Here is a 23,440-nt window from a genome sequence, read left to right on the forward strand (position 1 = left end):
GCAAAAACGCAATTATACGCGTTGCTAAAACAATTCTGCCTGCGCGGCAGGTGGCGCAGCCAGCAATTTATCTATATCAATCTCAAAGATTCCCAGTTTGCCAGCGCAGGGCATCAAGGCTAATGGCGTGGCCTGTTCAAATAAAAAACCGTAATACTCCTGATGCACGCCACCAAAATGCGCGCGTTGCTCACGGCTGATGCCAGCAGGTAACTCGCCAGGCTTGCTGCATAACACCAGTCTGGCAATCCCCACCACGCCGCCATACTCCAGTTTGTCTTGGTCGGGGATAGGAATGTCGGTATGGCGTTTGATGTGCTGGTAATATTCTTCATACAGGCCTTTGCTGGCATGAATGAGCATGGGGCCGCGATATTGCGTGCCCCAGCTACGGTCATCTACCAGCAAGTAGCCGTTCGCAATCAACCAGGCGAAAGGTTGCTTGAGTGAGAGCGCTTTGATGACGCCAGAAAGCGCGAACGTTGACATGGGGTGGGCGACTGGGTAATGGCTTAAGCGATTTCTCGCGTTTGTTTAAACTCAATATCCGGGTAACGCTCTTGTGCCATTTGCAGGTTAACGCGGTTAGGCGCCAGGTAGACGTAATCATCGGCGCTATCCAGGCCAACGTTAAAGCCGTATTTGTCGGCAATGGCTTTTAAGTCGGCGTCACTGCCCTTGAGCCAGCGTGTGGTGTAGCAGTCGTAGGGTTCAAATACCATATCGACGCCATATTCGTGCTCTAAGCGGTGCGCCACAACCTCAAACTGCAGCATACCGACGGCGCCCAAAATCAAGTCGTTAGATAGCAAGGGGCGGAATAATTGTGCCGCGCCTTCTTCGGATAACTGTTTGAGGCCGATTTGTAATTGCTTCATTTTCATCGGGTTTTTAATGCGCGCACGACGAAAAAACTCGGGTGCAAATGATGGGATGCCGATGAATTTGAGCGCTTCGCTCTCGGTAAAGGTATCGCCTAATTTAATGGTGCCATGGTTAGGAATACCAATAATGTCGCCAGAATAAGCTTCGTCCATGATGGTGCGGTCTTGCGCCATAAAGGTAATGGCGTTATTCACATTAAGCATTTTGCCCGAAGCCACTTGCTTGATTTTCATGCCGCGTTCAAAACGGCCAGAACACACGCGCAAAAACGCAATGCGGTCACGGTGTTTTGGGTCCATATTGGCTTGGATTTTAAACACAAAGCCTGTGAATTTCTCTTCATTGGCTGCGACGGCACGGGTGGCTGTGTTGCGCGCTTGTGGCGGCGGCGATAAGTCTACGACGGCATCCAGCAATGATTGCACGCCGAAGTTATTAACGGCAGAGCCAAAGAACACCGGTGTTTGTTTGCCGCTCAAATAGCGCTCTTTGTTAAACGCATGAGAGGCACCGCGCACCAGCTCAATGTCTACGCGTAACTCTTGCGCCTGGTAACCGATCAGCTCATCCAGGCGCGGGTTATCCAGGCCTTGAATGGTTTCTGAGGTGCCTTTTTCAGCGCGAGGGTCAAAAAATAAAATGGAGTCGTTGACCAGGCTATAGACGCCACGGAAAGTTTTACCCATGCCGATTGGCCAGGTCATTGGCGCACACTCCATGCCCAAGGTGGTTTCGATTTCGTCCAGCAACTCAATCGGCGCGCGGCTTTCGCGGTCCAGCTTGTTAATGAAGGTGATAATTGGCGTGTCGCGCATGCGACACACATTCAGCAACTTAATCGTTTGCGCCTCCACACCATTAACGGAGTCAATCACCATCACAGCAGAGTCGACGGCGGTCAGTGTTCGGTAAGTGTCTTCCGAGAAGTCATCATGGCCTGGGGTGTCTAGCAGGTTGACCATATGCTCACGGTACGGGAACTGCATGACAGACGAGGTGACTGAAATGCCGCGTTGCTTTTCCAGTTCCATCCAGTCAGACGTAGCATGGCGGGCCGCTTTACGGCCACGTACTTCACCAGCGACCTGAATCGCGCCACCAAACCACAACAGTTTTTCTGTGAGCGTGGTTTTACCCGCATCCGGGTGCGAAATAATGGCAAAGGTACGGCGGCGTTGGACTTCTTGCTGCAAACTGGACATGAAAAAATAGCGCTTTGGAAAAAAGCGCTATTCTAACCTAATCAAAGACTTGGCCGGATTATTTTCGCATCAGGAAGATGGCGATCGCTGCGAAAACAATCAGAATAATTAAACCTTCCATAAATTGTCTTTTAAAAACATTTTTTGCCGCCGATGGACGCGGATAAACGCAGATAAATTCTTTGGGTTAACCGCATTTTTCTGACTTAATTCACTGGTTGTTTTAATTGGTCCAAAATGGCGGGGTTGTCCAGCGTAGAAATATCCGATGTAATTTCTTCACCTTTGGCCAGGCTGCGTAACAAGCGGCGCATGATCTTGCCAGAGCGTGTTTTGGGTAAGTTATCGCCAAAACGGATTTCGTCTGGTTTGGCAATCGGGCCGATCTCTTTGCCTACCCACTCGCGCAGTTCGGCAACGATTTTTTTGGCCTCTTCGCCTTCCGGGCGTTTACCTTTGAGCACGACATAAGCCACCACAGACTCGCCCTTAATCGGGTGCGGTTTACCTACCACGGCAGATTCAGCCACCAAGTGGTTAGCGACCAGTGCGGATTCAATCTCCATGGTGCCAAGGCGGTGACCAGACACGTTCAGCACGTCGTCGATACGACCCATGATGGTGAAGTTGCCGGTGTTCACATCGCGCACCGCACCATCACCAGCTAAATACAACGTACCGCCCAGCTCAGGCGGGAAGTAGCTGGCTTTGTAACGCTCAGGGTCGTTGTAAATAGTGCGTATCATCGAGGGCCACGGTTTTTTTATGACCAGCAGGCCACCGCTGCCCCAGGGCGTGTCGTTGCCGACTTCGTCGACCACGTCAATATCAATACCGGGGAAAGGCAGGGTACACGAACCTGGCACCAATGGGGTTGCCCCTGGCAATGGCGTGATGACATGGCCGCCGGTTTCAGTTTGCCAGAAGGTATCGACAATCGGGCAACGGTTGCCGCCCACTTGCTCGTAGTACCACATCCAGGCTTCCGGGTTGATTGGCTCGCCGACCGTGCCCAGCAAGCGCAGGCTGGATAAGTCAAAGTGGTTAGGGTGTGTGGTGAAGTCGGTTTCACCGGCTTTAATCAATGAGCGGATCGCCGTTGGCGCAGTGTAAAACACGCTGACTTTGTGGCGCTGGATCATCTCCCAGAAACGACCGGCATTGGGGAAGCTTGGAATCCCTTCAAATACAATTTGCGTCGCGCCCATGGCCAGCGGGCCATAAGTCACGTAGCTGTGGCCGGTAATCCAGCCCACATCAGCCGTACACCAGTAAATGTCGTCCGGTTTAATGTCAAAGGTCCAGCGCATGGTGTTCATGGCGTGCAGCAGATAACCTGCCGAGCTGTGTTGTACGCCTTTAGGCTTGCCGGTAGAGCCCGAGGTGTAGAGCAAAAATAAAGGGTGCTCGGCGTCGACCATGACTGGTTCACATTCGTCGGCTTTGCCTGCAATCAGGTCATGCCACCAGGTACATTTGCTATCCCAGGCCACGTCTTGGCCGGTTTTTTTAAATACCACCATATGGCGGATGCTGTCACAGCCGCCCATGGCAATGCCTTCATCCACCGCTTGTTTAAGCGGCAAGGTTTTGCCGCCACGGTATTGGCCGTCTGAGGTGATCACAGCCACTGCACCAGCGTCGATAATGCGCTCATTGAGGCTTTTGGCTGAAAAGCCGCCAAATACCACCGAGTGGATAATGCCTAAGCGCGCGCAGGCTTGCATGGCCACAATCGCTTCAATGCCCATCGGCAAATAGATAATGACACGGTCACCTTTCACCAGGTTGAGTGATTTTAAGCCGTTAGCAAACTGGCAAACCTGGTGATACAACTGTTTATAGCTGATATTTTTAACGTCACCATTGTCCGCTTCAAAAATAATGGCTGTTTTGTTCGGAATGGTGTGCAGGTGTTTGTCCAGGCAATTGGCTGAGACATTGAGCTCACCATCTTCAAACCACTTGTAAAACGGCGCGTTATCTTCATTGAGCGTTTTGGTGAATGGTTTGTGCCAAATCAATAACTCACGCGCCAGCTTGGCCCAGAATCCTTCGTAATCCTGTGCGGCTTCCTGGCACAACCGTTGATATTCCTCCATGCTGGCCACGGTGGCCTGATTGGCAAAAGCCTTATCTGGCGCAAATACGCGGCGTTCATGAAGTACAGATTCGATAGACATAGCGACCCCCAAAAATCAATGTCAAAAATGTAAAGTGCGAAAGACAAAAACGTAAGCGAACCTCAGGTATTATTATTCTGGTTCTAAATTGACAAACTCTCCGAGCACACCACTCATTACACGAGCAAAAACTCATGCAACAGCTTGCCCAAATTCTAACAGAAAAGCAGGTCACGTCTACAGAGGCCGCCTATTTGCTGCATGCAGCAGCCTGCAGCCCGTTTTTTGCCAGATTCGTTACGAAACATACAGATTTTATAACTGATTTGTTAGACAACTTATATAAGACATATAAGACTGGAAATGTTAATGCATTGTTTTTATATGAAAAAGATATTGAAGAATCTGTTTTTTTGCAACAAATCAGATTAACTCGACAACGTTTAATGGCGCATATGATCGTGCGTGATCTGAATGGCCTGGCCGACTTTGCCGAGGTGGCTGAGATCACTAGCGCGTTGGCAGAGTCGGCGATTGCCGCTGCGGCTGATTTTTATCATGCACGCTTGGCTGAGGTGTATGGTGCGCCGCGCGACGACAGTGGCCAGACGCAACAGCTGATTGTGGTCGGTATGGGCAAGCTGGGCGGGCGCGAACTCAATGTGTCGTCTGACATAGACCTGATTTTCGCTTATGAGCAAGCAGGCGTGACTGATGGTGAAAAGTCTATCAGTAACCAGGACTTTTTTACCCGGCTAGGTAAAAAGGTGATTGCGGCGCTGGATGATGTTACCGCCGACGGCTTTGTGTTCAGGGTTGATATGCGTTTGCGGCCATTTGGCTCGGAAGGTGCGCTGGTGTGCAACCTGGATGCGCTGGAGGATTATTACCAGAATTATGGCCGCGAATGGGAACGTTATGCCTGGATTAAGGGCCGCGCCGTGTATGGGCCAGATGCGGCATTGAGCAAGGTGATGAAGCCGTTTGTATTTCGCAAATACCTCGACTTTAATGCCTATGCCTCCATGCGCGACCTCAAAGTGCAGATTCAGCGCGATGTAGTACAGCGCCGCATGTCCGACAATATCAAACTGGGCCGTGGCGGTATTCGTGAGGTGGAGTTTATTGCACAGGTGTTTCAGTTGATTCGTGGCGGGCAAGTGCCGGATTTGCAGATTAAGCCGACACTGGCGGTGCTGGATTGTCTGGCTGCCCGTAGCATGCTGCCTGCGGCTGATGTGGCTGAGTTAAAGCAAAGCTATATTTACCTGCGCAATCTGGAACATCGGCTGATGTATATCGACGACCAGCAAACGCAGGATTTGCCTGACTCGGAAACCTATCGAGGCTATTTGCTACAAATGCTTAAACAGCCCGATTGGGCCAGTTTTAAAGCTGAGCTTAATGTGCACCGTGATCGCGTACAGCGCTTTTTTGATGACACGTTTAAAGACGAAAAAAGCGATGATTTACAGCAGGAAACTGCGCTGTGGCAAGGCACGCTGAGCGCGGCTGAAGGCGAGCAGTGGTTGCAACAACATGGCTACACACGTGCCAGCGATGTGGTGCATTTGCTGCAACAAACGCGTAACAGTCAACGCATACAGCAACTGCCGGAACAAAGCCGCCGTCGACTAGATCAACTGATGCCTTTGTTATTGCGCGAGGCGAGCCAGCAGCAAAGCGCAACACCGGATACAGCTTTAATACGCACACTGGATTTACTGGAGAGTATTTGCCGCCGTGCCAGCTATTTGGCGCTATTGGCCGAGTTTCCAGATGCGCTGGCGTTAATCGTCAAATTATGTGCGGCCAGCCCGTGGATTGCGCAGTACGTGTCTGCGCACCCGATTTTGCTCGACGAATTGCTCAACAAACAAACTCTGTTTAAGCGGCTGGATGCCGTGCAGTTAAAGGCCGAACTGACGCGGCATATGCAGCAACTGGCAGGCGATGTTGAAGCGCAAATGGACGCCATACGGCATTTTAAACACGCCAATGTGCTTAAAATTGCAGCACAAGATTTGATGACGGCCTTGCCGCTGGAGGCTATTTCAGACGATTTGAGCGCATTGGCTGATGTGATTTTGCAGGTGAGTGTGCAAACCGTGTGGCAAAACCTGTCGTTTAAGCATATGGAGACACCGAAGTTTGCGGTGATCGGCTATGGCAAGCTGGGAGGTAAAGAGCTCGGTTATTTGTCAGACCTGGACATTATTTTCTTGTTTGAAGATGATGCAGAGCGGGCGCAGGAAATTTATGCGCGCTTTGCCCAGCGCTTAAATACCTGGTTTAACACCTTGACCAATGCCGGGCTGCTGTATGAAACCGATTTGCAACTGCGGCCAGACGGTAACAGTGGTTTGCTGGTGAGCACCGTTGAGGCGTTCAACGCGTATCAGCAACACAAAGCCTGGGTGTGGGAGCATCAGGCGATTACGCGCGCGCGGTTTGTGGCAGGTGACGCCAGCATTGGTGAGGCGTTTGAGCGAATTCGTCACCAAATGATGTGCCAGCCACGCGATACGCAGGCGCTAAAAAATGACATTGCGCAGATGCGCGAAAAAATGCGCGAGGCACATAAGCCCAAAGCCGACCGTTTTGAGGTGAAGCAGGGGGTTGGTGGCATTATTGACGTGGAGTTTATGGTGCAATATCTGGTATTAGCGCAGGCGGTGCATTACCCAGAACTCACCGATAATATTGGTAATATTGCCTTGTTGCAGCGCTGCGCCAACCTGGGCTTGATTGAATCAGCTGCGCTGGCAGAGCGGGTGGCAGATGCTTATCGCGAATATCGCACCTTGATTCATCATGCTAAATTGCAAGGGCAGGAGGCAGTGGTGGCTAGTGACCAACTGCAAGCTGAGCGTGCCGCTGTGGTGCAGCTGTGGCACGCCTTATTTGCTTCTGGCCTGGCTGTGTGATTGCATCGTATATTTAACTGTCAGGCATGCCTTCCGGTGTCGCTGCATTGCCTGCATAGCTAATCACAAGGTTGCGGCCGGACTGTTTGGCCTCATAAAGTGCTAAGTCGGCATGTTTATACAATAGTTCGTAGGCGTAAATTGTCTCTGTCGCGCAAGAGATACCAATACTGATGGTGGTGTGAAAGCTTTGTGTACGCTGCGCCGTATAAAATGATAGCTCGGCAATCATGACGCGAATGCGCTCAGCAATCACACGTGCTTCTTCTAAGCTAGTGTTTGGTAACACCACCGCAAATTCTTCACCGCCCAGCCTGCCCAGCAAGTCTTTTTCACGGATGGTGTTTTCAATAGTGCGCGCACAAGCCACCAACACCTGGTCGCCTTGCGGATGGCCGTAGGTGTCATTAATCATTTTAAATAAGTCGATATCCAGCATTAAAAAACACAGCGGCTCGCCCGCATGGTCTGCTTGTTGCAACAAAGCTTTGGCGCGGTTGTAAAAAGAATGGCGGTTAGGAATCTGCGTCAGGCTGTCGATGGTGGCTTCTTTTTCGGCTTTATCTTTGGCGCGCTGCAATTCGCGGGTTCTGACCTTGACCTGATCCTCCAGTGAGTGGGTCAGGCGTTGCATATCGCTGCGGAAGTTCTGCAGGCTGCCAGACATACTTTTAAACAACTTGGCCAGCTTGCCGATTTCATTGTCGAGGTGGTCGGGCAAGGGCAGCACATTGCCGGTAATTTTTTCGTAACGTTGCCCTTCAATCGCACTCGATGCATCCATAAAGGTTTCTAGTGGTTTCACCACTTTTTTCATCATCACCAGATACAGCATGACGAGTTCAATCACCAACGCAAACAGACTCACAATCAGGATAAATTTAGCCGCTTTGAGCGAAGGCGAGGAGAGCAAGGATTTAGGATAAACCGTGACAAACCACCAGCCGGGGCCCTCAATTTTGCTCACAGCGAGAAACTCGTCCTCAGCTTCCACAATAAAGTAATCGGCTTGTTTTTTCTGGATTTTGGCCTGTAGGGTCTGGAAATAATGATTGAGTTGCGTGTCTTTAAGCTTTGAAATCATCAACATGCCGCGCGTGCGGTCCATCTCTTTTCTTTTGGCTGGATGTGCAATCAGGCGGCCATCTTCTCTAAAAATAAAGTTATAGGTGCCAGACAAATGGTCCTTAAACACGCGGTCAAACAAAGCATTGAGCAAAATGTCATGGCCGATATTCAGCGTGTTGGTGGGCGTAATGTCAATGGGTGTTTCCAGTGACACCATCCACTCCAGCGCGGTTGGGTCGTAGTAAAGGCCAGTCCAGACACTTTCGCGGTTCGGGTTATTTTGCCGGGTGGTGATATACACCCATTCTTCACTTAGCACATTTAACTTGCTGGTGGCGTTATCTGCCCACCGCACGCCCGGCCAATACACAATATTGACGTTCTCTGGCATCGACACATACAGATTGGCAAATTGCCGGGTCCAGGCCACACCAAAGTGATCAACCATGGTATAGGCGAGCAGCAGCTTTTTTCTAAAGGCATTGTTTTCTATGGGCGCGTTAGCGCCAATATAGGCGGTGACATCTTTGCTAATGAGCCCGGAGTGATTGAAGTAACCGTCGTAGGCTTTTTTTTGCAAATGAATGGTCTGGTCTGGCCGTCTCTCAAACGCATGCCAAAAGAACTTATCGTTATAAAAAAAATCTTGCTGCCAGTGCGCGAGATAAGTGGCTCTGAAGATTTCGTGATTCGATTCTGCCAGTTTAAAAATGCCGCTCTCACGCTGGCCGCGCTCCTGAATATATTGTTCCAGGCCATCTATGGTTGAGCTCACCAGGGTTTTATAAATATGCCAGTAGGTCAGCGCGCTCACGGCAATAATGACGATGCTGACCCTGACAGCCATCTGCAACATCACATCCATGGTCAGCGATTGTTTGTAATTCGGGAAGCGCATGATAATTCCGGGAAAGCTAAATTTCTGGAGAATGAGAACGTCGTGCTGAATGTGGATTCAGAAAGAATTTCAAAGGATTGTTGCAGTAGTGATACACGCTGTTTGAACTTATATTTATGTTGTTTTGTTTTATATCAATCCGCCTGTAGGCTGGATTTTTTCCCTGTTCTGAGAGTCAACATACTCCTGCCATCAATCAGAAGCAACGACTAAATGCGGCTAACGATGCCGCGTGTTGCAGATTGCCAGCATTGTGCTGATTTTGTTGAAAACGGCTGAATGCGCGTATGGTTGACAGCGGGCAGTCTGCAAGTTGCACGGTGCAACTCACAGGCTGTGTTGAGGGCGGGGCGTGGTTAGCAGCCCCAGCGTAAACCGGCGGTATGCACCGGGCTGTCCCAGTGTTGTTTGATGTCGTCATCCAGCAAGCACACGCTGAGTGAGGCGCCCGCCATGTCAATGGCGGTGATGTAGTTGCCAACCAAACTGCGGGCGACGTTAAAGCCTTGCTCCGCCAGCAGTTTTGCTGCGGTGTTATAAATCAGGTATAGCTCCATGAGTGGCGTGGCGCCCAGGCCATTAACCAGTAGCAGGATGTCACCTTGGGTCGGTAATTGTTTGGCGCTGATGTCATGCACAATGGCCGCCACCATGTCGGCGACAATGGCGTCGGCTGCACGCATGGGCTCGCGGCGGCGGCCAGGCTCACCATGAATGCCAACGCCCATTTCAAGTTCGCTGTCATTGATGTTAAAAGTTGGTCGACCGGCTGCAGGCACGGTGCAACTGGTTAAGGCAGCGCCTATGCTGGAGGTATGCAGGTTTATTTTGTCGCCCAGTGCTTTACAGCTGGCAAGGTCGGCACCCGTCTCTGCCAGACTGCCTACACATTTTTCAATAATCACCGTACCTGCCACACCGCGGCGTCCTGTGGTGTAAGTGCTGTTGACGACGGCGCAATCATCAGACGTAAGTACGGTGGCGTGTTCAAATGACAGCATTTCGGTTGCCATTTCAAAGTTCATCACGTCGCCAGCATAATTTTTGACAATAAACAGCACGCCTTTGCCTGCGTGCACTGCCTCTGCGGCGGCCAGCATCTGGTCTGGCGTCGGTGAGGTGAATACCTGGCCCGGGCAGGCCGCATCCAGCATGCCTTTGCCTACATAGCCAGCATGCAGGGGCTCATGGCCTGAGCCGCCACCAGAAATAATTGCTACTTTGTTTTGTGCTTTTTGTTGGCGAGTCACAAAAGTGGGCTCAAATTGCAGAGCTACTAGGTCGCTGTGTGCCGCAGCAAAGCCTGACAGACTTTCTATCAGCATGTGATCAACATTGTTCAGAAATTTTTTCATATTTAACTCTCACGTGAATCACGGTTGCAAACACCCTGAATGGGGCTTGGTTCGTGATGTTTACTGATTTGATAATACGATGTCGCACACGGTATTTATCATGACCTGGCAGCTTTTGGCCCCCGCATCCAGGTGGCCAATGGCGCGCTCACCCAGACCAGAGGCGCGGCCTTTGGTCGCCAGCATGTTGCGCGTAGATTCGAGTCCATCACTGGCGACCGTTTTTAATGCCGTAGCGATATCTTTGGCTGACTGGCCTTGCGCAGCCAGTTGTTTGAAGGTGTCGGCTACCGGAATCAATACATCCAGCATGGTTTTTTCGCCAGCTTGCGCCTTGCCGCGCTGCATAATCGCCTGCACGCCAGCCTCGAAAGCCAGTGCAATTTGATTAGTGGTGGTTGCTTCGCTGCTGTTGAGTGCTTTGCTCATGCTTATGAAAAAACTGGCAAACAGCGGCCCCGACGCGCCACCAATGGTGCTCAGCAACTTGATGCCAATTTTGTTTAGAGCTTCTGGTGCAGAAAGAGGGTTTAGTTCGTCTGCCAGACCGACAATCGCCTCACAGCCGCGCTTCATATTGATGTAGTGGTCGCCATCGCCGATCTCCCGATCCAGGCATTCAATATCGGCTTCATGCGCCAGAATGGCATCACGAATGGCGGCGGCATAGTGGTTGATGGTGGGGCTATTCATTGTGAAGAGGCTAGCATATGGTTAAAACCCCATGTTACTCACAAGCATTGTGACTCGGCAAGCCTGAATTTATTGTTTTCAGGGTAGGCGTTTTGGCCACTTGCGTTTAAAATGGCGCCGCGGTCCTCGTGGTGAAACAGGATATCACCAGCCCCTCCTAAGGGCTAGTTTCAGGTTCGAGTCCTGACGGGGACGCCAGCTCAGCTGAAAATCGTTAAGTGCTTGAAAGTAATTGATTTAAGCGCTATAATTTTGGATTGACTTTCGTGTCAATTAACTTGCATGCGATCACATTGGGTGCCTTTAAACGGGTGTTTTTGATTGCATGTTAATGAATAACCCTTTGAATTGAAAGACTAAAATCATGTCTGTGACTATGCGTCAAATGCTGGAGGCCGGTGTTCACTTTGGCCACCAAACTCGTTACTGGAACCCGAAAATGGCTGAGTTCATTTTTGGTGATCGTAACAAAATCCATATTGTAAACCTTGAAAAAACACTGCCACTGTTTGAAGAAGCGCAAAAATACGTGCGCACTTTGGCAGCAAACAAGGGTCGTATTCTGTTTGTGGGCACTAAGCGTCAAGCCCGCGACATCGTTAAAGAAGAAGCACAACGTGCTGGTTGTGCTTATGTAAACCACCGCTGGTTGGGTGGTATGTTGACTAACTTTAAAACAGTGAAGCAGTCTATCAAGCGCCTGAACGACTTTGAGGCCATGATGTTAGATGGCAGCATTGAGAAGTTCGGCAAAAAAGAAGCATTGGGCATCAAGCGCGAAATCGAAAAGCTGGAGCGCTCTATCGGCGGTATCCAGGAAATGGGCGGCTTGCCAGATGCGATTTTCGTGATCGACGTTGGTCATGAAAGCGGCGCGATCACTGAAGCGCGTAAATTGGGTATCCCAGTGATTGGTATCGTTGATACCAACAACTCTCCAGATGGCATTACTTACGTGATCCCTGGTAACGATGACTCTTCACGCGCAATTCGTTTGTATGCACGTGGCATGGCGGATGCGGTGTTGGAAGGTCGCGCAAATGCGATTTCCGAAATCGTGAAAGCTGCTCAGGAAGAAGCTGCACCAGCTGCTGAGGCTGTTGCCGAGTAATTTCGGATCGGTTGAAAAGGGGGCGCAGCGCCCCTTTTTCTATTGCATCTGGTTCTACTGATAGACTTCTGGCTGTCGCGCAGCGAAATCTCGCTGTCACATGGCCCTTGTACACTGAAAAGAATATTTAAGGCGACTGCATCAGTCGTTGAATAAAAGGAGCAAATAAATGGCTGAAATTACCGCAAGCATGGTGAAAGATTTACGTGAGCGCACCGATGCCCCAATGATGGACTGTAAAAAAGCACTGACTGAGGCGGAAGGCGATATGGCCCGTGCAGAAGAAATTCTGCGTGTCCGTTTTGGTAATAAAGCCAGCAAAGCTGCTGGTCGCGTGGCTGCTGAAGGCACTGTTGGTATTAGTATCTCTGCTGATGGCAAACTGGGTACATTGATCGAAGTGAACTCAGAAACAGACTTCTGTGCTAAAAACGAAGAGTTCCTTAAGTTTGTGGCCGATCTGGCACAAACGGTAAATGAAAATAACCCGGCTGATATCGACGCGGTGGGTGCTTTACCATTGCGTGGTGAAACTGCTGAAGCAGTGCGTGCGCAGTTGGTTGGTAAAATCGGCGAAAACATCACGCCACGTCGTTTTGTCCGTACATCAGCACAAGGCCAGCTGTTTAGCTATGTGCACGGTAGCAGAATTGGTGTGTTGCTGGACTTGGTGGGTGGTGATGAAGCATTGGGTAAAGATATCGCGATGCACATTGCTGCGGCTAAACCTAGATCACTGGATGCCAGTGGTGTGGACGCTGCCTTGATCGAAGCTGAGCGCCGTGTCGCGATTGAAAAAGCCAAAGAAGCAGGCAAGCCTGATGCTATGTTGGAAAAAATCGCTGAAGGTACTGTGCAAAAGTTCTTGAAAGAAGTGACTTTGTTGAGCCAGACTTTCGTTAAAGATGACAAACTGAGCATCGAGCAATTGCTGAAATCAAAAGGTGCTAGCGTGGCCTCTTTCAGCATGTACGTGGTTGGTGAAGGCATTGAAAAAGCAGTGGTTGATTACGCTGCTGAAGTGGCTGCTGCTGCTAAAGTCTAATTGACTTTCTGACGCTGTATCCGAAAAAGTGGAATCTGTTGATTCCACTTTTTTTATGGCTGATACAGGCGCAAGACGCCAAAGAAAGCACATTTTGTGATTAAATAAGCACATTTTGAGTTTGGGAAAATAATCATGGCACAACCTGCTTTCAAGCGCATCTTACTCAAGTTGTCTGGTGAGGCGCTGATGGGCGATGATGCCTATGGCATTAATCGCGAAACAGTGACATCTATCGTGGCGCAAGTGAAAGAAGTCGTCAATATGGGCGTGCAAGTGGGCATCGTCATTGGTGGCGGTAATATCTTTCGCGGTGTTGCGCCGGCGGCTGAGGGCATGGATAGAGCAACCGCTGATTACATGGGCATGCTGGCGACCGTGATGAATGCCATGGCATTGCAAGATGCGATGAAACACGCCGGCTTGGCTGCGCGCGTACAAAGTGCCTTGAATATTGAAGCGGTGGCAGAGCCTTATATCCGTGGAAAAGCGATTCGTTACCTCGAAGAAGGTAAAGTGGTGATTTTTGGTGCAGGCACCGGTAACCCGTTTTTTACCACCGATACGGCAGCAGCATTGCGCGGCGTAGAGATTGACGCAGAGATTGTGTTGAAAGCCACCAAGGTAGACGGTATTTATACGGCAGACCCGAAAAAAGACCCGACAGCGACGCGCTATGATATGGTCTCTTATGATGAAGCGATCAACAAAAACTTAAAAGTGATGGATGCCACGGCATTTACCTTGTGCCGTGACCAGAAAATGCCGATTGCTGTTTTTAGTATTTTTAAAGAGGGCGCATTAAAACGCGTGATTCTGGGCGAAAATGAAGGAACGCGTGTGATGGCGTAAGCCTTGCACGGGACATTGGAGAACAACGATGGTTGAAGAAATTAAAAAATCTGCCGAGCAGAAAATGCACAAAACGCTGGAATCGTTAAAAACGGATCTGGCCAAAATCCGTACTGGCCGTGCGCATACCGGTTTACTGGACCATGTGATGGTCGAGTATTACGGCTCTATGGTGACTGTGAGTCAAGTGGCAAATATCAATTTGGGCGATGCGCGCACTTTGAATGTGCAGCCGTATGAAAAAAACATGATTGGCAAGGTAGAAAAAGCCATTCGCGATTGCGACTTGGGCTTGAACCCGGCCACCAATGGTGACCTGATCCGTGTGCCTATGCCAATGCTGACAGAAGAGCGCCGTCGTGACCTGACCAAAGTGGTTCGCACTGAAGGTGAAGGTGCCAAGGTAGCGATTCGTAACGTGCGTCGCGACGCTAACGATGCTTTGAAAAAACTCATCAAAGACAAAGCGATTTCTGAGGATGATGAGCGCCGTGCACAAGACGAAGTGCAAAAAATGACCGACAAAGCCGTGGTTGAAGTCGACAAAATTCTGCAGCAAAAAGAAACAGATTTGATGGCGGTTTAACCGCTAATCAGGGAATCGGGTATCGATTTGGGTTTATTTTCCAGTTCTACCAAGCAAGTGCCGCCCATTCAGGAGGTGCCGCAACATGTTGCGGTGATTATGGATGGCAACGGACGTTGGGCAAAAAAACGTTTTTTACCTCGCGTGGCTGGTCATCAGCGTGGGCTGGAATCTGTGCGTGCGCTGGTGAAAGCGTGTGTCCGGCTCGACATCAAGTACCTGACCTTGTTTGCGTTTAGCAGTGAAAACTGGCGACGCCCGCCAGATGAAGTGACTTTTTTAATGAGTCTGTTTCTGGAGGCACTAGATCGTGAAGTGAGAAAACTACACGAAGCCAATGTGATCTTGAAGCTGATTGGTGACCGTAGCCCGTTTAATCAGGCTTTGCAGCAGAAAATGCTGGAAGCTGAGCAACAAACGGCGGCAAATACCGGGCTCATGCTGACGATTGCCGTCAATTATGGTGGTCGTTGGGATGTGGTGCACGCCCTTAATCAGCTGTTATCTGACAAAGGCGCCATTACTGAGATTTGTGAGGCAGACTTGGCGCCTTATTTGTCTATGCCGTATGCACCAGAGCCGGATCTGTTTATCCGTACCGGTGGCGAAACCCGCATTAGTAATTTCTTGCTCTGGCAATTGGCCTATACTGAGCTTTATTTCACCCCCACCTTGTGGCCAGACTTTGACGATGCGGCTTTTACAACTGCATTGACCTCCTATCATCAACGCGAAAGACGTTTTGGTCGAACCAGCGAGCAGTTAAGCGTTGACAGTGACAGCGGTAGCGCTTAAATAAACTATGTTAAAAACCAGAATTATTACTGCAATTGTATTGCTAGGCTTGTTTTTGCCTGCGCTGTTTTGGCTGCCACTGATGGTTTGGGCCGCAGTCATGCTGGCACTGACGCTGGTTTGCTTGCGTGAGTGGGCTGGCTTTTTGCAGCTCAATGCGGCACAAACACGGTATTACCTGCTTGTCTCGACAATCAGTGGCCTCGGTTTGCTATGGTTGCTGCAACAATTAGGTTTTCACTGGTTTTTTTACGGCGCTTTGCAGGTCTTTGCTGCTGCTACTGTGTTTTGGTTGTGTCTGGTGCCTGTTGCGTTGTTTTTTAATGCCTTTTTCAAACAAAAAACGCTTAACCTTTTACTTGGTTGGGGCTTAATGATGTCGTTGTGGATGGCATTGGTGACGGCCAAGGAAGTCAACCCTTATGTGCTGTTGGTGATTATTTCGACCATCTGGCTGGCAGACAGCGCGGCTTATTTTGCTGGCAAGCAGTTTGGGCGCCACAAGCTGGCACCGTCTATTAGCCCTGGCAAAACCTGGGAGGGCGTTGCGGGCGCATTGCTGGCCGTTGCTGGCTATGCCGCTGCGTTGAAGCTCACCGGCGCAGTGGCCACCTGGTGGGTGTTGCCCGGGTTGTGGGTGGTGACCATTGCCGGTGTGTATGGCGACTTATTTGAATCTTTTTTTAAACGCCGCGCCAATCTGAAAGACAGTGGCCAGTTTTTACCTGGGCACGGTGGTTTGCTAGACCGCGTGGATGGCGTGATTCCGGCCTTGCCGATTGGCATGTGCCTGCTGTTCTGGTTTCATTACTGGCAACAGTCTTACTCGTTTTAAGAGGTTACTTTGCAATACGTCACCATACTCGGCAGTACCGGCACCATCGGTCAGCAGACACTGGATGTGATTTCGCAGCATCCTGGCCGTTATGGCGTGTTTGCACTGACGGCCCACAGCAATGTGGATGTCATGTTGCAGCAATGCGCGCAGTATCAGCCACGCTATGCAGTGATGCAAGATGCCGCGTCTGCGCAATTGTTGCAGCAACGAGTGCAAGCTGAGCAGCTTAAGGTCGAGGTGTTAGCCGGGGTTGAAGGGTTAACCGAAGTAGCCGCCCATGCAGAAGTCAGCATTGTGATGGCTGCCATTGTCGGTGCGGCAGGTTTGCTGCCTGCGCTGGCGGCGGCAAGCGCAGGCAAGAAAATCCTGCTGGCCAATAAAGAAACCCTGGTGATGGCAGGGCAATTGTTTATGGATGCCGTCAAGCAGGGGCAAGCGACTTTGTTGCCGATTGATAGCGAGCATAATGCCATTTTTCAGGTGATGCCCAGACAAGCCTACAGCGACTTACGCGATGTGGGCGTTAACCAGATTATTCTCACCGCGTCCGGCGGCCCGTTTCGTCGTTATACCCAGGCACAATTGCAAGAAGTCACGCCGGCGTTGGCACTCAAGCATCCTAATTGGGTGATGGGGGCAAAAATTACGGTTGATTCTTCTACGCTCATGAATAAGGGGCTAGAGGTGATTGAGGCACATTGGTTGTTTGATGCGCGCCCTGACCAGATTGAAGTGGTTGTGCATCCGCAAAGTGTGATTCACTCCATGGTGTCTTATGTCGATGGCAGTATTTTGGCGCAGTTGGGTAACCCTGATATGCGCACACCGATTGCCTATGGCCTGGCTTATCCAGAGCGCATTGCATCAGGCGTAAAGCCATTGAGCTTGATTGAGGTTGCCAAGCTGGAGTTTGAAGCACCTGATACCCAGCGTTTTCCATGTTTGAGATTGGCCTATGACGCATTAGCCGCAGGCGGTACAGCGTCAGCCATCCTCAATGCGGCGAATGAAGTCGCGGTTGCCGCCTTTTTACGCGAGCAGATTCAATATCTGGATATACCGCGTTTACTTGAAACCACTTTGCAGCAATTGCCCGCCGAGCCGGTGCAATCGATTGAGCAGTTACTGGCTGTCGATAAGCAAGCCAGAGCCTTGGCTACGCAGGCGATTGCTAACATGACAGCGTCATCTGTGCGCAAGGTGGTCAGCGTATGACCTCGGTCTGGGCGTTTATTGTCGCCATTGGCGTATTGGTCACGATTCATGAGTTTGGCCATTATCTGGCGGCGCGCAGTTGTGGCGTGCGTGTGCTCAAGTTTTCTATTGGCTTTGGTCAGCCAATATTCAAATATCAGGCTAATCCAAGTGCTACCGAATGGGTGTTGTCGTGGATTCCGCTGGGTGGTTACGTCAAGATGCTGGATAGCCGCGAGACTGACGCCGCACTGGCAAGTCACTCTGCCGCAGACTGGTCGCAAGCCTTTGACCATCAAGTGATCGCGGCAAAAATGTGGATTGTATTTGCCGGACCATTAGCCAACTTGTTGCTGGCGTTTGTCTGTTACTGGGGCTTGATTGCCCAAGGTGAGATTGGACTTAAACCCTATATTGGCCCGGTTGAACAAGGCTCACTGGCGGCGACTGCCAAGTTACGTCAAGGTGACCTGATCGTTGCGCTGGATGGCAAGGCCGTTGGCACCTGGCAAGAAGCGCAATGGCAATTGCTCGAAAGCTGGATGGTGCATAAACCGGTGGCTGTGGTCACCAAAACGCCGCAGGGTGAAGTGCATCAGCATGTTTTGCCGCTTAACCAATTGGCTGGCGACCCGGATGGCGAAGTCATGCAAAAAACGGGTCTGGCCGTGTTGATGCCGGTGGTGCCTGCTGTGATTGGTGACATTATGGCCGATTCAGTGGCGGAGCAAAGTGGTTTGCAAACTGGTGACCGTATTCTCAAGGTCAACCAGAAGCCGATTGCCGACTGGCAGCAGTTCGTCAAACAGGTGCGTGCTAGTCCGGCAAAGGCATTAAAAATAGACTATCAGCGTGGTGAGCAGCTGTTTCAGGTGAAGTTAGTGCCAGAAACGATACAGCAGGGCGGACAAAAAATCGGGCGGTTGGGTGCAGCCGTGAATATGGAAGCCGTTGATTTAACGCCTTATCAGGTGATACGCCATTACAGTGCCTCACAGGCGGCACTGCGTGCCTTGGATAAAATGCAGGAAACCATTGCATTTACCCTGAAAATGCTAGGAAAAATGATTACCGGCCAAGCTTCGCTCAAGGCCATTAGTGGGCCAGTTAGCATTGCAGATGCTGCGGGCGAATCTGCCGGGATGGGGCTCAAGCCTTACATCGGTTTTATTGCTTTGCTGAGTATCAGTATTGCCGTCATGAATCTGCTACCGATTCCAGTATTGGATGGCGGTCATTTGTTGTATCATATGGCGGAATTGATACGAGGAGAACCATTACCTGACAAGGTGTTGGCGATTGGGCAGCGTCTGGGTTTAGGTATTTTAGGGGCATTGATGGTGATTGCGTTTTTTAATGACATCAATCGTTACCTGATAGGTTGAAAGCATAGTTAATGAGAATAAAATCCAGTTCCAAATTGTGGTTGTGTTTGTTGGCGGGGGTCATGCACCTCAACGCTTATGCCGCAGAACCTTTTGTGATTACCGATATTCGTGTTGAAGGTTTGCAGCGCACCGAACCGGGAACCGTTTTTAACTACCTGCCGATGCAGGTAGGTGATGTGATGAGTGACGAAAAAGCAGCCCAGGCGATTAAATCCCTGTATGCGACTGGCTTTTTCAAAGATGTCCGCATTGAAAATGAAGGCGATGTACTGGTTGTGACGGTACAAGAGCGTCCTTCTGTCACGCAGATTGACTTTAGCGGTAACAAATCCTTTCAAACCGACAAAATCAAGGATGGTCTGAAACAGATCGGTATCGCCGAAGGCCAGATTTTTGATAAATCTCAACTGGATAGAGCTGAGCAGGAAATCAAGCGCCAATACCTGTCACAGGGCAAATACAGCGCCGAAGTGAAAGCGACCGCTAGCCCGCTGGAGCGTAACCGTGTGGCGATTCGGTTTGAAATTACAGAAGGCCCGGCGGCTAAAATCCGCGACATCAATATTGTTGGCAACCATTTGTTTAAAACAGAGGATTTGCGCGCCAACTTTTTGCTTACTACACCCAACTGGATGAGTTGGTGGAATAAAGATGACCAGTATTCCAAGCAAAAACTGACCGCTGATCTGGAAGCATTGCGTTCGTTTTACATGAACCAGGGCTATCTGGAGTTTTCAATTGATTCGACACAGGTGTCGATCTCGCCGGACAAGCGTGATGTGTATATCAACATCAACCTGACCGAAGGTGAAAAATACAATATTAGCAAGACCAAACTGGCTGGGGACATGCTGTTGCCAGAAGAAGACTTGCGTAAGCTGATCAATATCCAGGATGGCGAAGTGTTTAGCCGTCAAAAGGTGACGGATGCCAGCAAAAACATGAATGACAAGCTGGGTGAAGAGGGCTATGCGTTTGCCAACGTGAACGCGGTGCCTGAAATTAACAAGCTGGAGCATACGGTTGCGTTTACGTTCTTTGTTGACCCTGGCCGTAAAGTTTACGTCAGACGCATTAATATACAAGGCAATACCCGTACGCGTGACTCAGTGGTTAGACGTGAAATGCGTCAACTGGAATCAGCCTGGTATGCTGGCGACAAAATCAAGCGTTCTAAAGAGCGTATCCAGCGTTTAAACTTCTTTGATAGTGTTGAGCTTGAGACACCGTCTCTGCCAGGCATCAATGACCAGGTCGATATGAACGTGACGGTGGCAGAAAAAGCCACCGGCAGCGTGCAGTTTGGTGCCGGTTTATCCAGTAGTGACGGTGTGGTGCTTGGTTTTAATATTAACCAGCCTAACTTTTTAGGCACCGGTAACCGTGTGGCATTACAAGTGAATACCAGCAGCTACAACACTGTGTATTCATTGTCTTATACCGACCCTTATTTCACGCCGGATGGTATCAGCCGCGGTTTCGATGTTTATCGCCGAGATGTGGATACCAGCCGCAGAAACTCCAGTACATTAAACGTGGGTACTTATAACAGCCAGTCTTACGGTGTAGGGATGCGTTTTGGCATGCCGATGTCCGAAATGGACTTTATCAGTGCAGGCTTGACGCTGGACTTTACCGAGGTTGAGTTGTCTAGCAGCAGTCCGATTCAGTACCTGAATTTCTGCGGTAATAACAGTGGATGTAGTAGTAACTCCGTCGTATTTAACGCCGGTTGGACTTACGATTCACGTGACAATATCCTGTTCCCGCGTCGTGGTGTATTGCAGCGTTTGTCTGGGGATGTCTCCATTCCAGGGCTGGATTTGCAATATTATAAAGTCAGCTATCAACATAGTTGGTACAAAGATTTAGGTAAAGACTTTACCCTGATGCTGAACGGCGAAGCTGGTTATGCTGACAGTTATGGCGGTAAAAACTATCCGTTCTTCAAGAACTTTTATGCCGGTGGCGTGAACAGTGTACGTGGCTTCCTCAACTCATCCCTGGGGCCGCGCCAAATCAACCCAAGCACCGGGTCAGACTTTGCCATCGGTGGTACTAAACGATTTGTGGGTAACGTAGAGTTGTTTATGCCTGTACCTTTTGTCTCGCAGTCTAACCAGTTCCGCTTGAGTGCATTTGTCGATGGTGGTGGTGTGTATGGTAAGGATGACTCGATTAACTCCGAGTACTTAAGATTTTCTACTGGTGTTGGCGTGACCTGGGTATCACCATTTGGCCCATTGAAACTGGTACTCGCCAAGCCACTGAACGACAAGAGCGGTGATGACACGCAAATGTTGCAATTCCAGTTTGGACAACAATTTTAATGGTTGAACAACATCAATTTGTAACACTGCAGGCACAGAAGGGAGTCATGGCATGAGAAGTATTCTGGTAGGGTTGCTCGGCCTGTTGCTGTGCTGCGGCCAGGCGGCGGCGGTTGATTTCAAGGTTGGCTATGTGCAGGTAGATAAATTGTTGCAAGAGGCGCCGCAAACGGCTGAGACTGGCAAAAAACTTGAAAAAGAGTTTAGTCCGCGCTCACTAGAGCTGGAAAAATTGCAAAAACAGATTCGTGACCTGGAGTCGCAATTGGATCATGACCGCGCCAATATTGCGGAAGCAGACCGCCGTCAAAAAGAACGGCAGTTGAATAACCTGCGCCTTGAGTTTCAGAGCAAGCAACGCGAGTTGCGTGAAGATATTAACCTGCGTAAGAATGAAGAGCTTGCTTTGCTGCAGGAGCGCATTAACAAAGCCGTGCAAACGGTGTCTGAAGGTGAAGGCTACGATCTGGTGGTATACAGCGGTGTGGCGTTTGCCAGCAAGCGGATTGATATTACCGATAAAGTCCTTAAGTTGCTGGGTAAAAAATAGCCTGCAATCATCGTTCTCAAGTTATTCTCAAGGGTAGTACTTCTTATGGCGCAACACTTTACATTACAAGAGATTGTTGCGTCTCTGGGTGGGCAGGTAGACGTTGGTGCACATGCGGCACCGCTAAACGTGACTCGCATGGCCTCTTTGGCACAAGCACAATCTGATGCCATCGCTTTTTTTAATGACACCAAATACACCCAGTCATTGCAAGCCACTCAAGCAGCCGCGGTTATTTTAAGGGCAGAGCACCGTCATTTGACTGCCTTGCCTTGCATTGTGACAGACAACCCGTATGCCTATTTTGCCAAGCTGTCGGCCCTTATGAATCCGCCGCGGGTCTACCTTGACCAGATTCATCCTTCAGCCGTGATTGGTAATGATGGGCAGTTTGCCAATGCGATCACGATTGATGCACTGGCCCATGTGGGTCACCGTGTGACCTTGGGCGAGGGCGTGCGCATTGGTGCAGGCTGTGTGGTTGAGGATGATGTCACCCTGGGTGCGCATACCGTGCTGGAGCCACGCGTGGTGGTTAAGCATGGCAGTGTGATTGGCAGTCATTGCCATTTATTTTCGGGCTGCGTGATTGGTAACGATGGTTTTGGTTATGCAGAAGAGCAGGGGCAATGGGTTAAAATACCGCAAATCGGGCGGGTTGTGATTGGTGACCATGTCGATATCGGCGCCAATACCACGGTTGACCGTGGCGCGCTGGATGATACCGTGATTGCAGACGGTGTGAAGTTGGACAATTTGATACAGGTCGCCCATAATGTTCGTATTGGCGCGCATACTGTGATTGCGGGCTGCGTTGGCATTGCCGGCAGTGCTGTGATTGGTGCGCACTGCAAAATTGGCGGGGCAGCCATGATCTTGGGGCACTTACACATTGTCGATGGTGTGACCATCTCGCCTGGCTCCATGATTATGCGTTCGATACAGCAAGCAGGTACTTATACTGCGCTGATGCCGTTTCAAAAACACGAAGACTGGCTGCGGACGGCCGCAAATATCCGCCATTTAGAACAACACAACCTCAAGCTGAAGCAGCTTGAGCAAGCAATAAGCAACATACAAAAACATTCGGAAGATTGAGAGAATTTATGGCTGAAAACACAATGAATAGCATGGATATTCATGAGATTTTGGAACACCTGCCGCACCGCTATCCATTTGTACTGGTTGACCGTGTGTTATCCATGGAGCTGGGTAAAGAGATTACCGCTGTTAAAAACGTTTCGGTGAACGAGCCTTATTTTCCTGGCCACTTTCCATACCATCCAGTCATGCCAGGTGTATTGATTGTAGAAGCCATGGCGCAAGCCGCAGCTTTACTCTCATTTAAAACGATGGGCACCAAGCCAACCAATGACTCGGTGTACTACTTTGCCGGTATCGACAATGTGCGCTTTAAAAAACCGGTGTCACCTGGCGACCAGATTATTCTGCATGTGAAGATTGACCGCATTCTGAAAGGCATCTGGAAATACAACGCAGTTGCCAAAGTAGGCGACGAAGTTGTGGCAGAAGCCAATATGATGTGTATCTTAAAAGCCATTGAAAAATAACTACTGACTAGCGTGTCCTGAAAGACACC

The 23,440-nt window shown here is 50.0% G+C and carries 19 protein-coding genes and 1 tRNA gene; 14 read left to right on the forward strand and 6 right to left on the reverse strand.

What is annotated here, in order from left to right:
- Window positions 1-24 precede the first annotated feature (24 nt).
- From METH5_RS0111115 to acs, 3 genes are all read right to left on the reverse strand, one after another.
- Window positions 25-489 (reverse strand): hypothetical protein, encoded by a 465-nt coding sequence (locus tag METH5_RS0111115; RefSeq protein ID WP_029148584.1) that lies wholly within the window; start codon window positions 487-489, stop codon window positions 25-27.
- 23 nt (window positions 490-512) lie between these two features.
- Window positions 513-2,087, reverse strand: coding sequence for a peptide chain release factor 3 (locus tag METH5_RS0111120; protein WP_029148585.1), 1,575 nt, complete (start codon window positions 2,085-2,087; stop codon window positions 513-515).
- A 206-nt stretch (window positions 2,088-2,293) separates the two neighbouring features.
- On the reverse strand, window positions 2,294-4,270 hold the full coding sequence (gene acs, locus METH5_RS0111125; RefSeq protein WP_029148586.1) for an acetate--CoA ligase: 1,977 nt from the start codon (window positions 4,268-4,270) through the stop codon (window positions 2,294-2,296).
- A gap of 134 nt (window positions 4,271-4,404) precedes the next feature.
- On the opposite strand from acs, the gene glnE reads away from it, so the two are divergent.
- Window positions 4,405-7,137, forward strand: a complete 2,733-nt coding sequence (glnE, locus tag METH5_RS0111130) for a bifunctional [glutamate--ammonia ligase]-adenylyl-L-tyrosine phosphorylase/[glutamate--ammonia-ligase] adenylyltransferase (RefSeq protein WP_029148587.1) — start codon at window positions 4,405-4,407, stop codon at window positions 7,135-7,137.
- A 13-nt stretch (window positions 7,138-7,150) separates the two neighbouring features.
- Here glnE and METH5_RS0111135 read toward each other — a convergent pair whose 3' ends face one another.
- The 3 genes from METH5_RS0111135 to dhaL form a co-directional block, all read right to left on the reverse strand.
- On the reverse strand, window positions 7,151-9,103 hold the full coding sequence (locus tag METH5_RS0111135; protein WP_232411025.1) for a diguanylate cyclase domain-containing protein: 1,953 nt from the start codon (window positions 9,101-9,103) through the stop codon (window positions 7,151-7,153).
- Between the two features lie 356 nt (window positions 9,104-9,459).
- On the reverse strand, window positions 9,460-10,458 hold the full coding sequence (dhaK, locus tag METH5_RS0111140; RefSeq protein ID WP_029148589.1) for a dihydroxyacetone kinase subunit DhaK: 999 nt from the start codon (window positions 10,456-10,458) through the stop codon (window positions 9,460-9,462).
- Between the two features lie 60 nt (window positions 10,459-10,518).
- Window positions 10,519-11,151 carry a dihydroxyacetone kinase subunit DhaL gene (gene dhaL / locus METH5_RS0111145; RefSeq protein ID WP_029148590.1) on the reverse strand — a complete coding sequence of 211 codons (633 nt, stop codon included), beginning with the start codon at window positions 11,149-11,151 and terminating at the stop codon, window positions 10,519-10,521.
- 122 nt (window positions 11,152-11,273) lie between these two features.
- On the opposite strand from dhaL, the gene METH5_RS0111150 reads away from it, so the two are divergent.
- The 13 genes from METH5_RS0111150 (at window position 11,274) to fabZ (ending at window position 23,411) form a co-directional block, all read left to right on the forward strand.
- A tRNA-Arg gene (locus tag METH5_RS0111150) sits at window positions 11,274-11,349 on the forward strand.
- 166 nt (window positions 11,350-11,515) lie between these two features.
- Window positions 11,516-12,262 (forward strand): 30S ribosomal protein S2, encoded by a 747-nt coding sequence (gene rpsB / locus METH5_RS0111155; protein ID WP_036307843.1) that lies wholly within the window; start codon window positions 11,516-11,518, stop codon window positions 12,260-12,262.
- Window positions 12,263-12,431: 169 nt separating this feature from the next.
- Window positions 12,432-13,307 (forward strand): translation elongation factor Ts, encoded by an 876-nt coding sequence (gene tsf / locus METH5_RS0111160; protein WP_029148592.1) that lies wholly within the window; start codon window positions 12,432-12,434, stop codon window positions 13,305-13,307.
- A 135-nt stretch (window positions 13,308-13,442) separates the two neighbouring features.
- On the forward strand, window positions 13,443-14,159 hold the full coding sequence (gene pyrH, locus METH5_RS0111165) for a UMP kinase (protein WP_029148593.1): 717 nt from the start codon (window positions 13,443-13,445) through the stop codon (window positions 14,157-14,159).
- Between the two features lie 28 nt (window positions 14,160-14,187).
- The gene (frr, locus tag METH5_RS0111170) at window positions 14,188-14,745 is read left to right on the forward strand and encodes a ribosome recycling factor (RefSeq protein WP_029148594.1); all 558 of its coding nucleotides are present in this window, start codon (window positions 14,188-14,190) and stop codon (window positions 14,743-14,745) included.
- 27 nt (window positions 14,746-14,772) lie between these two features.
- Window positions 14,773-15,540, forward strand: coding sequence for a polyprenyl diphosphate synthase (gene uppS, locus METH5_RS0111175; protein WP_029148595.1), 768 nt, complete (start codon window positions 14,773-14,775; stop codon window positions 15,538-15,540).
- Between the two features lie 7 nt (window positions 15,541-15,547).
- Window positions 15,548-16,375 (forward strand): phosphatidate cytidylyltransferase, encoded by an 828-nt coding sequence (locus tag METH5_RS0111180; RefSeq protein ID WP_029148596.1) that lies wholly within the window; start codon window positions 15,548-15,550, stop codon window positions 16,373-16,375.
- Window positions 16,376-16,384: 9 nt separating this feature from the next.
- Complete coding sequence (ispC, locus tag METH5_RS0111185) at window positions 16,385-17,593, forward strand: 1-deoxy-D-xylulose-5-phosphate reductoisomerase (RefSeq protein WP_029148597.1); 1,209 nt, start codon at window positions 16,385-16,387, stop codon at window positions 17,591-17,593.
- Window positions 17,590-18,957, forward strand: coding sequence for an RIP metalloprotease RseP (rseP, locus tag METH5_RS0111190; protein ID WP_029148598.1), 1,368 nt, complete (start codon window positions 17,590-17,592; stop codon window positions 18,955-18,957). The genes ispC and rseP overlap by 4 nt, the downstream gene beginning before the upstream one ends.
- Before the next feature lie 62 nt (window positions 18,958-19,019).
- A complete protein-coding gene (bamA, locus tag METH5_RS0111195; protein ID WP_036307846.1) occupies window positions 19,020-21,290 on the forward strand; it encodes an outer membrane protein assembly factor BamA in 2,271 nt (756 codons plus the stop codon).
- A gap of 52 nt (window positions 21,291-21,342) precedes the next feature.
- Complete coding sequence (locus METH5_RS0111200; RefSeq protein ID WP_029148600.1) at window positions 21,343-21,840, forward strand: OmpH family outer membrane protein; 498 nt, start codon at window positions 21,343-21,345, stop codon at window positions 21,838-21,840.
- Window positions 21,841-21,885: 45 nt separating this feature from the next.
- Window positions 21,886-22,938 (forward strand): UDP-3-O-(3-hydroxymyristoyl)glucosamine N-acyltransferase, encoded by a 1,053-nt coding sequence (lpxD, locus tag METH5_RS0111205; RefSeq protein ID WP_029148601.1) that lies wholly within the window; start codon window positions 21,886-21,888, stop codon window positions 22,936-22,938.
- 8 nt (window positions 22,939-22,946) lie between these two features.
- The gene (gene fabZ, locus METH5_RS0111210; RefSeq protein WP_029148602.1) at window positions 22,947-23,411 is read left to right on the forward strand and encodes a 3-hydroxyacyl-ACP dehydratase FabZ; all 465 of its coding nucleotides are present in this window, start codon (window positions 22,947-22,949) and stop codon (window positions 23,409-23,411) included.
- The last annotated feature ends 29 nt before the right edge of the window (window positions 23,412-23,440 follow it).

This window comes from Methylophilus sp. 5 (genome assembly GCF_000515275.1).
Taxonomy (GTDB): Bacteria; Pseudomonadota; Gammaproteobacteria; order Burkholderiales; family Methylophilaceae; genus Methylophilus.